Source organism: Ruegeria sp. H6 (assembly GCF_056532975.1).
Map to the genome: position 1 here is coordinate 79,152 of NZ_JBQFOA010000007.1, position 14,305 is coordinate 93,456.

The 14,305-nt window shown below is 59.4% G+C and carries 14 protein-coding genes; 9 read left to right on the forward strand and 5 right to left on the reverse strand.

Annotated elements, in window-relative coordinates; translation table 11 throughout:
• Window positions 1-46: 46 nt before the first annotated feature.
• Together queA and ACR0AG_RS13455 are read right to left on the reverse strand one after the other, a co-directional pair.
• Window positions 47-1,093 carry a tRNA preQ1(34) S-adenosylmethionine ribosyltransferase-isomerase QueA gene (queA, locus tag ACR0AG_RS13450; RefSeq protein WP_480839662.1) on the reverse strand — a complete coding sequence of 349 codons (1,047 nt, stop codon included), beginning with the start codon at window positions 1,091-1,093 and terminating at the stop codon, window positions 47-49.
• Between the two features lie 44 nt (window positions 1,094-1,137).
• Window positions 1,138-4,503, reverse strand: a complete 3,366-nt coding sequence (locus ACR0AG_RS13455) for a YhdP family protein (protein ID WP_480839664.1) — start codon at window positions 4,501-4,503, stop codon at window positions 1,138-1,140.
• A gap of 81 nt (window positions 4,504-4,584) precedes the next feature.
• Between ACR0AG_RS13455 and ACR0AG_RS13460 the strand changes: the two genes are divergently transcribed.
• From ACR0AG_RS13460 to ACR0AG_RS13480, 5 genes are all read left to right on the forward strand, one after another.
• Complete coding sequence (locus tag ACR0AG_RS13460; protein ID WP_480839666.1) at window positions 4,585-5,046, forward strand: peroxiredoxin; 462 nt, start codon at window positions 4,585-4,587, stop codon at window positions 5,044-5,046.
• A 79-nt stretch (window positions 5,047-5,125) separates the two neighbouring features.
• Window positions 5,126-5,950: a ferritin-like domain-containing protein gene (locus ACR0AG_RS13465; RefSeq protein ID WP_480839861.1), complete on the forward strand. Its 825-nt coding sequence runs from the start codon at window positions 5,126-5,128 to the stop codon at window positions 5,948-5,950.
• Between the two features lie 168 nt (window positions 5,951-6,118).
• Entirely contained in the window at window positions 6,119-7,444 is a 1,326-nt protein-coding gene (locus ACR0AG_RS13470) for a DUF5930 domain-containing protein (protein WP_480839667.1), read from the forward strand.
• Complete coding sequence (locus ACR0AG_RS13475; protein WP_480839670.1) at window positions 7,434-7,934, forward strand: bactofilin family protein; 501 nt, start codon at window positions 7,434-7,436, stop codon at window positions 7,932-7,934. The genes ACR0AG_RS13470 and ACR0AG_RS13475 overlap by 11 nt, the downstream gene beginning before the upstream one ends.
• Window positions 7,935-8,083: 149 nt before the next feature.
• The gene (locus ACR0AG_RS13480) at window positions 8,084-8,545 is read left to right on the forward strand and encodes a hypothetical protein (RefSeq protein WP_480839672.1); all 462 of its coding nucleotides are present in this window, start codon (window positions 8,084-8,086) and stop codon (window positions 8,543-8,545) included.
• A gap of 177 nt (window positions 8,546-8,722) precedes the next feature.
• Here the strand turns inward: ACR0AG_RS13480 and ACR0AG_RS13485 are convergent, their stop codons facing one another.
• Window positions 8,723-9,508 carry a methyltransferase domain-containing protein gene (locus ACR0AG_RS13485; protein WP_480839674.1) on the reverse strand — a complete coding sequence of 262 codons (786 nt, stop codon included), beginning with the start codon at window positions 9,506-9,508 and terminating at the stop codon, window positions 8,723-8,725.
• A 125-nt stretch (window positions 9,509-9,633) separates the two neighbouring features.
• Between ACR0AG_RS13485 and aqpZ the strand changes: the two genes are divergently transcribed.
• Window positions 9,634-10,323, forward strand: coding sequence for an aquaporin Z (gene aqpZ / locus ACR0AG_RS13490; RefSeq protein ID WP_480839676.1), 690 nt, complete (start codon window positions 9,634-9,636; stop codon window positions 10,321-10,323).
• Window positions 10,324-10,368: 45 nt separating this feature from the next.
• On the opposite strand, the gene ACR0AG_RS13495 is transcribed toward aqpZ, so the two are convergent.
• Complete coding sequence (locus tag ACR0AG_RS13495; protein ID WP_480839678.1) at window positions 10,369-10,917, reverse strand: peptidylprolyl isomerase; 549 nt, start codon at window positions 10,915-10,917, stop codon at window positions 10,369-10,371.
• Window positions 10,910-11,416 (reverse strand): peptidylprolyl isomerase, encoded by a 507-nt coding sequence (locus ACR0AG_RS13500; RefSeq protein WP_170329201.1) that lies wholly within the window; start codon window positions 11,414-11,416, stop codon window positions 10,910-10,912. Before ACR0AG_RS13500 ends, ACR0AG_RS13495 begins: the two co-directional genes overlap by 8 nt.
• Window positions 11,417-11,546: 130 nt before the next feature.
• Between ACR0AG_RS13500 and ACR0AG_RS13505 the strand changes: the two genes are divergently transcribed.
• From ACR0AG_RS13505 to pdhA, 3 genes are all read left to right on the forward strand, one after another.
• Window positions 11,547-12,737: a phosphoglycerate kinase gene (locus ACR0AG_RS13505; RefSeq protein WP_480839863.1), complete on the forward strand. Its 1,191-nt coding sequence runs from the start codon at window positions 11,547-11,549 to the stop codon at window positions 12,735-12,737.
• A gap of 111 nt (window positions 12,738-12,848) precedes the next feature.
• The gene (locus tag ACR0AG_RS13510) at window positions 12,849-13,148 is read left to right on the forward strand and encodes an FtsB family cell division protein (protein WP_480839681.1); all 300 of its coding nucleotides are present in this window, start codon (window positions 12,849-12,851) and stop codon (window positions 13,146-13,148) included.
• A 154-nt stretch (window positions 13,149-13,302) separates the two neighbouring features.
• Window positions 13,303-14,292, forward strand: a complete 990-nt coding sequence (pdhA, locus tag ACR0AG_RS13515; protein WP_480839683.1) for a pyruvate dehydrogenase (acetyl-transferring) E1 component subunit alpha — start codon at window positions 13,303-13,305, stop codon at window positions 14,290-14,292.
• Window positions 14,293-14,305: the final 13 nt, after the last annotated feature.

Consider the following 14,305-nt stretch of genomic DNA (forward strand, 5'->3'; position numbering starts at 1 on the left):
CGCTTATCCGCGACATTGTTTCAAAATGATCTGGAAAACGCGCACATCAGGGGATCAAAAGCGACGCATCCCCATAGGAGAAAAAGCGGTATTTTTGTGCGACAGCATGGTCATAGACCACTTTGACGCGATCTTGGCCCATCAGCGCGGAAACCAGCATCAAAAGCGTGGATTTCGGCAGGTGGAAATTGGTCATCAGGGCATCGGTGACCTTAAAGTCGAACCCCGGATAGATGAAGATATCCGTCTCCCCCTCCCACGCGGCGATCTCACCACCACGCGCGGCGCTTTCAATCAGCCTGAGGGCTGTAGTGCCAACGGGAATCACGCGCCCGCCGCTGGCTTTCGTCTGGCGAATTTCGGCAGCGGCGCTGTCGCTGACCTGCCCCCATTCGGCATGCATCTTGTGCGTGGTCACATTCTCGACCTTGACGGGCAAAAATGTCCCCGCACCTACGTGCAGCGTGACATAGGTGAATTCGACACCCCGATCCTTCAGCGCGCGCAGCAAATCCGCATCAAAATGCAGCGAGGCGGTCGGGGCCGCAACCGCGCCCGCATTCTTGGCCCAAACCGTTTGATAGTCGGTCTTGTCCCTTTCATCTGCGGGCCGCTTGGCCGCGATGTAGGGCGGCAAGGGCATGGCGCCCGCGGCTTCGAGGGCGGCATCGAAATCATCGCCCGAAAGATTAAAGCTCAGATACCCCTGCCCGTCTTCAACCCGGTCCAGCCGCGCCCTGAGCGTGTCGGAAAAGATGATCTCTTCGCCCGGTTTGATCTTTTTCAGCGGCTTGAGCAATGCGGCCCAGGTGCCATCGGCCTGCGGGTCCAGCAACGTGGCATCAATCGCTGCGGAAACCGGGCCTTGTGCGCTGTCGCGATGGCGGCGGCCACTCAGGCGCGCCGGGATCACGCGCGTGTCGTTCAGAACCAATCGATCCCCGGGTAACAGCCAGTTGGGCAGGTCGAGAACCTGCTGATCATGGATCCGGTCCCCCTGCGCCACCAACAGACGCGCAGAAGATCGCGGTTGCGCAGGTCGCGTCGCGATCAGGTCTTCGGGCAGGTCAAAATCAAAGTCGCTGAGTTTCATGCGCGCGCATTACACCGGGCCGACAGATTCGGCCACTGTTGACCTCAGCGATCTTCGCCGCGGGTTTGCAGGGCGGGGTTCGGCCCGCTGGGCCGTGCAGGTGAGGCGTTCGGGCCGTTTGAAACCGTGGGCGGGGGTGCCCGCAACAGGTTTCGCAGAAACAACGGCGCAAGCCCTGACAGCGGATTGACCGAGACCTGCGGATCCGTCAGCGGGCCCTTCAAAGTGTAATTGAAAGCAAAGACCCCCTCACCCTTGCGGGTCAGAACACTGCCTACTGCGTTCACCAGGTAGATAGGTGAAATGGCCCCGCGCAGATCCAGAAGACCGGCAACCGTGTCAACTGTTCCGTCAAAGGACAGCCCCATAGAGGGCCCTACCGCGCTACCGCTAAGCACTTTGACCTCGGTGGGCGTGATCCGCATCTTGCTGTCGATGGCCGAGAAAAAGATGCCCTGCCCGGCCATCTCATCCAGCAGCCCCACAAGGCTGATGGCGTTCAGCAATGCGGCCATGGCCGGGGCGTCCTTGATCCGTGTGTTGTCTATCCTCAGATCGACGTCATAGTTTCCGGGGCCATCAATCGGCTCTAGCTGCAAGGTCAACGCACCCTCGCGCGCCTGTGTCAGCACACCGGCCGAGCGCAATACCGCCCCCGCATCCGCCGAGGTCAGGCTAACGGCGCTGCGGCTTGCACGCGGCGTGACCTGACCGTTGATCGGCGCACCGCCATTCACTTTGGCCGTGAAACTTCCCGCTAGCCCTCCGGTGGTCTGGAACGCCCCGTTAAGACCCGTCAGAGCAACGGTGTCCGTCACTTGCAGGCGATCCAGCTTGATATCCAATTTGGGTCCTTGTCCCCCGCCCGAACCACCCCCGTCGCCAAAGGTAGACCGCCCCAGATTCAGCACACCGCCCAGCACACGGATATCCGGTACCGCCGATCCGCGCGCGATCAGTTCGGCGGGGACGGCCAGCCAGTTCCCGATCTCGAAGGTGCTAAAGCGCACCCGATCAAACGCCCCATCGCGGAAGGAAATGGAGGCGCGCGTGCGCAGCCCGGCTGCGTCCAGGTTCAACGCATCAACGCTCAGCTCTGAGCCCAGCGTGGCCTCGGCAGTCAGCGTGCCGGTGCTGCTGGCGGGTTTACGCCATCCCAGTTCGGGTACCGCAAGCGCAACCCCGTTCAAGTTTGACGACGCGGTCAGCTTCGGAGGTTCACCCGCACCGATGCCAAGCGTGAAATCCGCCGTTCCCGCACCCGTCAGCATATTCGCAGGCAGACCTGCATTTATCTGTGTCATTAAACGGGGAGAGAATTCAATCTGACCCGTCATCTGACTGCGAAGCGCGGTATCACCGCCGATGGGCTGAACCCAGCTGGCCTGCGTGGGCACATCGCCGAACAGGCCCTGCCCGGTGATCGCAACCTGATCCTGCGTACCGGTCAGCGACAGCGCATCGGCGCTGACCTCAAATCCTGGGACCAGGCGATCACTCTCAAGATCGGTCAGCTCGCCGTCGAAATGGAACCGGGTATCTGCGAACTTCAACCCTTTGACCAAAGGCAGTGACAGGGTTCCCGCCAGTTTAACCTGCCCATCCGCAAGGGCCACAGGCAGACCGGCCTTTGTCAGCAACTGCAACGGCGGACGATCCAGCAGCGACAACGCCGCCGTCACACTGCCGCTGGCCTGAATTCGAGCTACAGCGGGGGCTGCTTTTTTGATGTTGGTGTCCGGGATGATGAAGGATGTACCCGACGCATCAACCGGCCCGCCCTGATCGGCAAACACCACACCTTTTTGCGCCGTGACCGTGAAACGGCCATTCAGCAAACTGGCCTGACCTTGCGCGTTTTCGACGGTCGGCAAAGTTTTTGCAAAGCGAACCTCGGTCTCGGTAAACTCGAAATCGGCATAGATATCAGGCTTTTGATCGGGCTTCAGGCGCAACGCGAAATCCAGATCAGACATGCGGCCCTGAAAGATATTCTCGGTCACCCATTTGCGGGGTTTCGCAGCCAGCCGTTCGGGCCAGTATTTCAGAACCTGCTCGGCGCTCATCCCGTCGATATGCGCGTCGATACTGGCGGCCCAGCCTTCGGGTTGTGCATCCAGACGGCCATTCAGGCGCAGCCGGTGTTCACCGTCTTCGATCGTCATCTGCCCCAATTGCAGGCGGAACGGCGCCAGCTTCATCTGAAAATCAACCTCGGCCCGCGTCAGGTCCAATGGCTCGGGGAACAGGTCGGCGGGGTTGATTTGAATACCACTCAGACGGAACTGCCCGGCCATGCTGTCCAGCCCACCGGCGCTGACACCCTTGAGGAAGGTTCGGCCCTCGGCCTGAACGGTGCCCCAGGCCGAGTCGATAGAGACCTCGTTAAAATCCAGTTCCTGCAGTTTGGGATCGTATGTGAAATAGGTGCGCGCCGCTTCGAACTTGACCGGAACCGTTTCGGGGTTTGGCTGCACCGCGCCTGCGCCCAGGTTCAGCGTGGCAAAGACCGGGCCCAGAGCCCCTTGGGCATCGACACTGCCCCGCAACGCGCCCGAGATCGGGGCCCGCAGAACCTGCATCCAGGCCAGTGCCGGCGAGTGGCCTGCGATGTCTTCAGTGGGCAAATCCGTGATGTTGACGCCAAAGCGCGCCTCGGCACTGTTCAGGGAACTGCTGTAATTGGCCTCGATCGAGCTGACATAATCCCGCCCTGCCAGAACCGAAAACCCCGTGGCAAGACGCACCTCATCGGCGTTGCGGGTGGCCTGGATATGCCCCCCATCCAACACCCAGGATCGGCCCAGCCGCAAATCCTGATAATCCAAAGTAATGGCATCCAGTTGGACCGATGTCATCGCCGACAGGATCGGCGATTTGAAGACCTCATCGGTGGCCTCGATCATCTGGGCCAGGTTTGGCGCTTCACCGACCGGAGAGCTTCCCGTACCGACCGTCAGCGACAAAGCCCCATCCAGCCCTCGCGTCAACGCCACCTGGGCACCTTGCAAGATCACACGTTTGGGGCGCACGTGACCGCGCAGCAAAGGGCGCATCGCCAGGCTGGCACGCAGGTCCGAGACCTCGGCGATCTGACGGCCATCTGCGTCGCTGATCCGCACATCCGTCAGACGCAGCCTTGGGCGCCATCCTTCGTGGATGATGAAACTGACGTCACCAAAGCGGATCTTTACCCCGCCAAGGGCCTGATCCAGCCGCGCCTCGACCCGGTCGCGCACCCAAACCGGCGCGTGAACCCTTTGGCCCACCACCATAAAAGCCGAAACAGCCGCAAACAGCACCAGAACGAAAACGCCCCGCATGGCCCACAGGCCTGCGGTTCGACGGCGCGACCGGCGACGCGATTTCTTGGTCGCCTTTTCGTCATCCTGCTGATCTGGCTGGACCAATTTGCTTTCTATGCCTTTCAACCTGCTCGGCTCGCCCTATGATCACGGGCAAATGTTAATTTTCTCAACCGGAGATCCCAAATGCCCGACGTCTCAGACCTCGCCCCCGACTTTACCTTGCCGCGCGACGGCGGTGGCGACGTAACGCTGTCAGAACAGCGCGGCCAGTCCGTCGTTCTTTTTTTCTATCCCCGCGATGATACGCCGGGCTGCACCAAGGAATCCATCGGTTTCTCGGAACAACTTCAGGCCTTTGCGGATGCGGGAGCTCACGTTTTTGGGATTTCGCGCGACAGTGTCGCCAAACACGACAAGTTTGTTGCCAAGCATGATCTGACCACGCCGCTGCTTTCAGACGAAGGATCGACCGTGTGCGAAGATTATGGCGTGTGGGTCGAAAAGAACATGTATGGGCGCAAATCAATGGGCATCGAACGGTCCACCTTTTTGATCGATGCCGAGGGCCGCATTGCGCGCGTCTGGCGCAAAGTGAAAGTGCCCGGCCATGTTGAAGAAGTGCTTGAGGCGGTAAAGGAGCTGTAGACCCGGAACGCCACCCAGTCTATGTCGCCCGTGATTTCCAATTTGGCGGAGACGCATTGTGTCAAAGACCCTTGCCCAGATGGCGACCGAAGTTCTGACCACCGCAGACGGTCGGGCAAAGACCACCTTGTCCAAACGTTACGCGGCAGAATGGTTTGCCTCTCGCAAAGGGGACGCGCCTGCGATTGAGGTTGGAACCGCCACGCCTCCGCTGCTGCCTGCACGCCCGGAAAGGCCGGAACTTCTGTCCCCACGCGACGTGCCAAAACGTCGCCCGGGGACCGAGCCCGGTCGCATCGCCTTGCTGCATGCGGTCGCCCATATCGAGCTGAATGCGGTTGATCTGCACTGGGACATCATTGCCCGGTTCGGTCATGTCCCGATGCCCATCGGGTTCTATGACGATTGGGTAAAATGCGCCGAAGAGGAATCCCGGCATTTTGAAATGGTCTGCGACTGTCTTGAAGATATGGGCAGCTTTTATGGCGCCCTTCCTGCGCATGCCGGGATGTGGCGCGCCGCCGAAGAAACGGCAGAGGATCTGATGGGGCGTTTAGCGGTTGTTCCCATGGTACTTGAGGCGCGTGGCCTCGACGTGACACCGGGCATGATCGAGATCTTCCGCAAGGCCAAAGCAGAAAAGGCCATTGCCGCGCTTGAGGTGATTTACGCAGAAGAAGTGGGCCATGTGGCCTATGGGTCGAAATGGTTTCACTTTCTGTGCGGTCGCGAAAACGCCGACCCAAAGGATGTGTTTCACGAACTGGTTCGGCGCTATTTCCACGGTGTCCTCAAGCCACCGTTCAACGAGGAAAAACGCGCCGAAGCTGGTCTGCCGCCTGACTTCTACTGGCCCCTAACCGAAGAGTTACCCCTGGCCGGTGATGACCTGCCCCAGCGTTAACAGGTCCGGATCGGCGAATTCTCGCCGAGTTTTGGCGGGATTTACCCCCTACTGGCCGTGAACTGGTTAACAAACTTGCCCAACGCGGGATCGCCCTCTATGCACTTCGCCCAAGGGATGGCGCGCACTCACAGCCGATCCCGAGATTGGGGATGAGAGGGAAGACGCGTGCGAACACGTCTGGCAATCAAATTTCACACACTGTTCGAGCGGTTTTTTCCCGAGCGCAGGGTGTTTCTAAAATCCGACAGTGACACAAGATATATCCGGCTCAGTTCCGAGACACAGGTTGCAGCCGTTGCAGGTGTCGCGGTGATGGTCGGGTGGACTGCGGTCGCGACAGCGATTCTGCTGATGGACAGCATCGGGTCCGGCAATTTCCGCGAGCAGGCTAAACGGGATCAGGCGACCTATCAGGAACGTTTGAACATCCTGTCTGCAGAACGCGATGCGCGGGCTGCCGAAGCTTTGGCAGCGCATGATCGCTTCAACGCCGCCCTGGCGCAGGTGTCGGCGATGCAATCCGAACTGCTGGAATCCGAGAACCGCCGGCGCGAGCTGGAAACGGGGATCGAGGTGATCCAGACCACTTTGCGTGCCACGATGAAACAGCGCGAAGAGGCGCGGACCGAGTTGGCCGAGATGCAGCAATCCTCGGACGGGGACGCGTCTTTGGTGGCGGCTTCAATCGATCCGGTGCAGATGGAATTCATGTCGGATGCGCTGGCACGCACCGCGCAGCAGCGTGATCAGATTGCCGCCGACGCGCAGGGCGCATTGGATCAGCGCGATGAGCTGGAACTTGAAATCCGCCTGATGCAAGAACGCGGAGACGAGATTTTCCGGCAGTTGGAAGAAGCAATGGTGATCTCGGTCAAACCGCTGGACAAGATGTTCCGCGACGCCGGGATGCCGACCGACCGGATGATCGACGAAGTGCGCCGCGGCTATAGCGGCGTGGGCGGCCCACTGACACCCTTGTCTTTCAGCACCCGCGGAGAAGAGCTGACCCCTGACCAGATCCGCACCAATTCTCTGCTGCAGCAGATGGACAAGCTGAATCTTTATCGGATCGCGGCGGAACAGGCCCCTTTTGCCAGCCCGGTGCGCTCTGCGGTGCGTTACACCAGCGGTTTCGGCACACGGCGTGATCCGAAAACCGGCGGGCGTCGTATGCACAATGGTGCGGATTTCGCGGGCCCTCAGGGCACTGATATCTTTGCAACCGCTGATGGAGTGGTTACCCACGCGGGCTGGCAATCGGGTTTTGGACGTCTGGTCAAAATCAAGCACGCCTTCGGTGTTGAGACACTTTACGCTCATAATACCAAGATACGGGTCAAGGTTGGTCAAAGGGTCTCGCGCGGGGATCATATTGCTGATATGGGTAGCACCGGACGGTCGACCGGCACGCATCTGCACTATGAGGTGCGTGTAAACGGAAAACCTGTTAACCCAATGACTTACATCAAGGCTGCGAGAAATGTTTTCTAAGAGCAAAATCAACGAGCCCGGATCCAAGGCCCCCGAAGCGGACAAACCTGCCGCACCGGCGACCCCGGCAGCACCGACCCCTGCCGAAGCCAAGGCAAGCACACCGCCCAAGGCAAAGCCGCCCGCGTCGGTTCTGTCCTCGGACTTGCACATCACCGGCAATCTGAAAACCTCGGGTGACATCCAGGTTGAGGGCACTGTCGAAGGCGATATCCGTGCGCATCTGCTGACAATCGGCGAAACCGCGACGATCAAAGGCGAAGTCACCGCCGATGATGTGGTCGTCAATGGCCGCGTTGTGGGCCGTGTGCGTGGTCTGAAAGTCCGCCTGACCTCGACCGCGCGCGTCGAAGGCGACATCATTCACAAGACCATTGCCATCGAAAGCGGCGCGCATTTCGAGGGATCGGTTCAGCGTCAGGATGACCCCCTGAACCCGGGCCGCAGCGGCAAATCCGGGGCCAATCCGGCGGCTGAGGTCAAGCAGTAAATCTGTAACCTACTCCGAATTCCGAAACGCCGCAGTTTTCTGCGGCGTTTTCTTTTGCTTCAACGGCGACCGGGCAAAGCCGAGACTTGCCATACATGCAGGCTCAGGTAGCGTTGGCATGCATAGCTTTGCAACTGGAGGTTCAATTTATGTTGAAGTCATTACTTTGCGGCCTAGTCATCTCATTCAGCGTAGCTCTGTCAAATCCCGCGTCTGCAGACGAAGGCAGTGGGTTTCCGCAGATCGTTGGCACCTGGACTGGCACCTATCTGGTTGCCTTTGCCAAATCCAATCCCAACCACGAAAAGGGCCTGCTGCGCACCGAGATGGAATTGGAGATCACCAAGCTCGACGGCAACCTGATTACCGCGACCAACCGCTGGCGTCGCATCGGTGACAAGGAGTGGATCGTGGAAGAGGCGATGGGCACATTCAGCCTGGCCAACCCCACCCATTTCGTCCTGGCCGAGGCAGGTATTTCAGGCGATGACGTGTCGTCCGGGATCTTCAACGGTGTCTATCTGGACGATGTGATCATGGTGACCTATGCGGGGCCCGGCACAGGTGTTTCGTTTGCCGCGCAGCTTGTGAAAAAGAAAGACGCGCAGTAGGCACCCTGCCCCTAGCGCTCCATGTCAGAGTACAACAGCTTGAAGACGCCGGATCACCCGGTGCCAACCCGGCTGCCGGGGTCAAGCGGTAAACCTGCCTCACCGAACACACCCATCAACGCCGCGGGGCAACCTGCGGCGATTGTCTTTTTAAACAGCTTATGACTATTTCTCCGGTCATGCCTCGGGCTTGGACACCATGAAACTGAACCGGCCGGTGGAAAAGAAGTGCTCGCCGCGGGCGTTCAGTTCCTTTTGCTCGTCAGCCCATTCCGCCAACTCTTGTTCGGAAACCGTTCCCTGCGACGCGACGAAAGACGCGACCAAGGGCAACATCATTTCTTCGTAGCACCGTTCGTACCGGTCGATATTGAGGATGGGGAAATAGCTGACCTCGTCAAGCACCAGCCCTGCGGCGCGTAGCTTGGCACCCAGAACGCGTGGAAGCTGATTGTGCGCGCAATGCGGTGCAAAGGCATCCAGAACGCGTTGCATGCGGTCGGGATTCTCGCTGTGCCAGCAAACGGCTCCCCAGTCGGTCGCCAATACCAATCCACGGCCTTGAGGTTTTAGAATGCGTGCGACCTCGCGACAGAAAGCGTCGGTGTCTGGTACATATTCTGCGACCTGAGTGCTTACGACGACGTCGAAACTCGCGTCTTCAAAAGGTAAGTCGGTCGCATCCGCGGTTTGGTAAGACAGCCAGTCGTGGGTCGTTCGCCCCGTTGCACGTCGGACCATCTCTTCCGATATGTCGATGCCGACAACTCGCCCGGTATCTCCGGTTATCTCTGCCATCTCTGCCGCAAGAAATCCGGGGCCACTGCCTATGTCCAGAACGGAATCGCCGGGCTTCAGGGTAAGCCGGGCCAACGTATCGCGGCGTTGGGCAATGACATCGGGCCCCAAATACGCGGCCTCAAGTTGGTTGGCCGCGGACTCGTCAAATTCCAAAACTGCCATTTCCCCCTCCTAAAACTGCAAGTAACCAATGCATCACTATACGTCCAATCTGCGGAATATTAAAAATTTCATAAATTCTGTTTTCTGCATTACACTCGAACCCATTGTTTGCAGGAGGACTTTTTATGTCATCAAAACTACTTGCCGAGTTTTTCGGGACATTCTGGCTGGTCTTGGGCGGCTGCGGCAGCGCAGTTCTGGCGGCAGGAGTAGCCGATGTCGGGATCGGCTGGCTGGGTGTTTCCTTTGCCTTCGGCCTGACGGTTCTGACCATGGCCTTTGCGGTGGGCCATATCTCGGGCGGGCATTTCAACCCGGCGGTGAGCCTTGGGTTGATGATCGGCGGGCGGTTTCCGGCCAAGGACCTGATCCCTTATTGGATCGCACAGGTCGTCGGTGCGATTGTGGCCGCGCTGGTCTTGTACATGATCGTGTCCGGCGCGCCGGATTTTGAAGGCGTCGGAGGGTTCGCCTCAAACGGCTATGGATCGGCCTCGCCCGAGGGGTATTCGATGATGTCCGCGCTGATCATCGAAATTGTCCTGACAGCGTTCTTTCTGATCATCATCCTGGGGGCGACGTCCGAACGGGCTCCAGCGGGATTCGCCCCAATTGCCATTGGTCTGGGCCTCACATTGATCCATCTGATTTCGATCCCGGTTACCAACACGTCGGTGAACCCGGCCCGATCAACAGGTGTGGCCCTGTTCGCGGATGGGCCTGCTCTGGCTCAGCTGTGGTTGTTCTGGGTCGCGCCGCTTGCGGGCGGGGCGTTGGGCGCCATCATCTGGAAACTGTTGGCGGCGGACGACTAAGGTCACTGAAAAAGCCCGGCGCAATCGCTTGCGCCGGGCGCGGCATCAATCGGTCACCGAGACCTTTTTCATCACGTCGGGCTGACCAATAACGGCGCCATTGGGCCCGTCACCGCGCTTGATCGTATCGACGACATCCATGCCCTCGGTCACTTGGCCAACAACGGTGTACTGGCCGTTCAGGAACGGGCCGGGCGCGAACATGATGAAAAACTGCGAATTGGCGCTGTTTGGATCCTGTGCCCGCGCCATTCCGACAACACCCCGGTCAAAATTGTAGTCCGAGAATTCGGCAGGTAAATCGGGCCGGTCCGAGCCGCCCGTGCCTGCGCGACGCAGATCGCTGCCGAGGCGTCCGTTCTCGACATCACCGGTCTGCGCCATGAACCCATCGATCACGCGGTGAAACACGACGCCATCATATTTGCCCTCGGCGGCCAGGGCCGAGATCTGTTCGACATGCTTGGGTGCGAGGTCGTCAAACAGGTCGACCTTGACCACACCGTTCGCACCCTCACCTTCAATCTCAATCTCAAGACCAGTCGCAAACGCAGGGCTGGCCAGCAGAGCAATCGCGGCAGCCAGCTTATACATCTGCGGCCACTTTGACGCTGATCATACGGTCGGGGCTTGCTGGTGGCTCGCCACGGACGATGGCGTCCACATGCTCCATCCCGTCGATCACACGGCCATAGACCGTGTACTGACCGTTAAGGAAGTGGTTGTCCTTGAAGTTGATGAAGAACTGAGAGTTCGCCGAATCCGGGTTTTGCGAGCGTGCAGCACCCAGGGTTCCGCGATCATGCGGCAGCTTCGAAAACTCGGCCGGAACGTTTGGCAGCGACGATCCCCCGGTGCCTGCCATGCGGATGTTGAACCCGTCTTCCATGTCACCATGCTGCACGTCACCGGTCTGGGCCATGAACCCGTCGATCACTCGGTGAAAGGCCACGTTGTCGTATTCGCCACCACGCGCCAGTTCCTTCATCCGCGCACTGTGCTGAGGGGCCACGTCGGGCAGAAGCTCGATGACGACATTGCCGTCCTTCAGCTCGATGATGATCGTGTTTTCGGGGTCTTTGATCTCGGCCATGAGGCCCTCCTGTCGTTTGAACTTGGGCAAATACCTATGACGCAGACGCGCGAATGCCAAGTGACGCATTGACCTGAGGGCAAAATGCAGGAAAAGAACCGCCTAAACCGGTATGACTGAGGATTGCGCAATGGGCTGGAAATCTCTGGACGATATGGACCTGAACGGCAAACGCGTGCTGGTGCGCGTCGATATCAATGTTCCGGTTGCCGATGGCAAAGTCACCGACGACACCCGCATCCAGCGCATCGTGCCCACTGTGCGCGATATCCTTGCCGCCGGGGGCAAACCCATCCTGCTGGCGCATTTCGGGCGCCCCAAGGGCGAACGCATCGCCGAGATGTCGCTGGGCCAGCTTGTTCCGGCCCTTGAGGCGGCCTTTGGCGCGCCGGTCAGGTTTGCCGTGGACTGCGTTGGACCGGATGCGGAACGCGCTGCAGCGGCCTTGACCGAGGGTGAGGTCCTTTTGCTGGAAAACACACGTTTTCATGCTGCTGAGACCAAGAACAGCCTGGAACTGGCCGAAGGTATGGCGAAACTGGGTGACGTCTATTGCAACGACGCGTTTTCAGCTGCGCACCGCGCCCACAGTTCGACCGAGGCTCTGGCGCGCCTGCTGCCAGCCTGTGCTGGCCGGTTGATGCAGCAAGAGCTGAGCGCCCTTGAAAACGCCCTGGGCACGCCCAAACGCCCCGTGACGGCGGTTGTTGGCGGCGCGAAAGTGTCGACCAAGCTGGATTTGCTGGGCAACCTGATCGAGAAGGTGGATTACCTGGTTATCGGCGGTGGCATGGCGAACACGTTCCTTGTTGCCAAGGGGCTGGACGTGGGCAAATCGCTGGCTGAACACGCGATGACCGATACCGCCAATGAAATCATGGCCAAGGCGGGCGCATCCGGCTGCAAGATCGTCTTGCCGGTCGATATCGTTGTCGCAAAGGCCTTTGAGGCCAACGCACCCCACCAGAGACTGCCCGCAGATCAATGCCCGTCGGACAGCATGATCCTGGACGCAGGCCCGGACAGCGTGGCCGCGATCTGCGACATCTTTGATGACAGTGAAACTCTGATCTGGAACGGCCCGCTGGGCGCGTTCGAATTGACACCGTTTGACGCCGCCACCAACGCGGCAGCGTTGAAGGCCGCCGCGCTGACCCGCGCTGGCCAGCTGATCTCAGTCGCGGGCGGCGGCGATACGGTCGCGGCTCTGAACGCCTCGGGCGCGGCACAGGATTTCTCGTATATCTCCACCGCGGGCGGCGCCTTTCTGGAATGGATGGAAGGCAAAACTCTGCCCGGCGTTGCCGCGTTAGAGCAATAAACGAATTTTGTGGAATCAAGGGATTCACAACCCGAATCACCTGTGACATAGTGCGTTGAGATGCCCGCCAAGGGCACGTTTTGAGGCAGTATTCATACGGCGGTAAGCAGAGTGTCCCGTTCCCATCGGCCCGGTTTGGGCGCAGTCTTCTTCTTCATGGTGGCGTTTATGCTGGGTGTCTATTTCACCTTCGCCGCTGTGCAGGGCGACTATGGCCTATTCCGAAGGGTCGAGATCGCAGCGGAACGGGACGCCCTGTCACGCGACCTGGCCCAGCTTGAGGCCGAAATCGCTGAGATGGAAAACCTGACCCGCCGCCTGTCGGACACTTACCTGGACCTCGATCTGCTTGACCAGCAGGCCCGCTCGATCCTCGGCATGATCCGCGCGGATGAGATTGTCATTCGCTGATATCCCTTTGAAAATCGTTCCAAGAATGGTGCGATCCCTCGCGATCGCGGCCTGCTCTGCCCTTGCGTCACATTAGCACTCGCCAGAAGCTGTGAAATGCTTTATGAGATAGTTTAACGCTAAACTATCTTGCCGAGAGGGGGAGATCGCCACTATGGCTGCGCGAAAAACCACAAAGAAACCAAACGTTTCTGCGGATGAACTCAAGACATATTACCGCGAGATGCTGCTGATCCGCCGATTCGAGGAAAAGGCCGGTCAGCTGTATGGCATGGGTCTGATTGGCGGCTTCTGCCACCTCTATATCGGGCAAGAAGCGGTTGTTGTCGGTCTTGAGGCCGCTGCGAAGGACGGGGATAAGCGGATTACCTCCTATCGCGATCACGGTCACATGCTGGCTTGCGGCATGGACCCGGGTGGTGTGATGGCCGAACTGACCGGCCGGATCGGCGGCCTGTCCAAAGGCAAGGGCGGCTCGATGCACATGTTCTCGAAAGAGAAGCATTTCTATGGCGGCCATGGCATCGTTGGTGCGCAGGTGCCGCTGGGCGCAGGCCTGGCCTTTGCCGACAAGTATAAGGAAAACGGCGGCGTGACGTTCACCTATTTCGGCGACGGCGCGGCGAACCAGGGCCAGGTCTATGAGACGTTCAACATGGCGGCGATCTGGGATCTTCCCGTGGTGTTCGTCATCGAGAACAACCAATACGCCATGGGCACCTCGCAGGAACGCTCGACCTCGACCAAGGATATCTATCACAGGGGTGAGGCCTTCGGCATCCCCGGAGAGATCGTGAATGGTATGGATGTACTTGCGGTCAAGGCCGCAGGTGAAAAAGCCGTCGCGCACTGCCGCGCGGGCAAAGGTCCCTACATTCTGGAGATCAAGACCTACCGCTATCGCGGCCATTCGATGTCTGACCCGGCCAAGTACCGGACGCGCGAAGAGGTTCAGAAGGTGCGCGAGCAAAGCGACCCGATCGAACATGTTCGCGAGCTGCTGCTGACCGGCAAACACGCGACCGAGGATGATCTGAAAGCGATCGACAAGGAAATCAAAGAGATCGTGAACCAGGCCGCCGAATTCTCGAAAGAAAGCCCCGAGCCTTCCGTCGAAGAGCTCTGGACAGATATTTACGCCTGAGAGGACGACTAAG

Coding starts and splice junctions, on each gene's coding strand:
- queA (WP_480839662.1), bottom strand. CDS start 1,093: ATGAAACTCAGCGACTTTGATTTTGACCTGCCCGAAGACCTGATCGCG.
- ACR0AG_RS13460 (WP_480839666.1), top strand. CDS start 4,585: ATGCCCGACGTCTCAGACCTCGCCCCCGACTTTACCTTGCCGCGCGAC.
- ACR0AG_RS13465 (WP_480839861.1), top strand. CDS start 5,126: ATGGCGACCGAAGTTCTGACCACCGCAGACGGTCGGGCAAAGACCACC.
- ACR0AG_RS13475 (WP_480839670.1), top strand. CDS start 7,434: ATGTTTTCTAAGAGCAAAATCAACGAGCCCGGATCCAAGGCCCCCGAA.
- ACR0AG_RS13480 (WP_480839672.1), top strand. CDS start 8,084: ATGTTGAAGTCATTACTTTGCGGCCTAGTCATCTCATTCAGCGTAGCT.
- ACR0AG_RS13485 (WP_480839674.1), bottom strand. CDS start 9,508: ATGGCAGTTTTGGAATTTGACGAGTCCGCGGCCAACCAACTTGAGGCC.
- aqpZ (WP_480839676.1), top strand. CDS start 9,634: ATGTCATCAAAACTACTTGCCGAGTTTTTCGGGACATTCTGGCTGGTC.
- ACR0AG_RS13495 (WP_480839678.1), bottom strand. CDS start 10,917: ATGTATAAGCTGGCTGCCGCGATTGCTCTGCTGGCCAGCCCTGCGTTT.
- ACR0AG_RS13500 (WP_170329201.1), bottom strand. CDS start 11,416: ATGGCCGAGATCAAAGACCCCGAAAACACGATCATCATCGAGCTGAAG.
- ACR0AG_RS13505 (WP_480839863.1), top strand. CDS start 11,547: ATGGGCTGGAAATCTCTGGACGATATGGACCTGAACGGCAAACGCGTG.
- pdhA (WP_480839683.1), top strand. CDS start 13,303: ATGGCTGCGCGAAAAACCACAAAGAAACCAAACGTTTCTGCGGATGAA.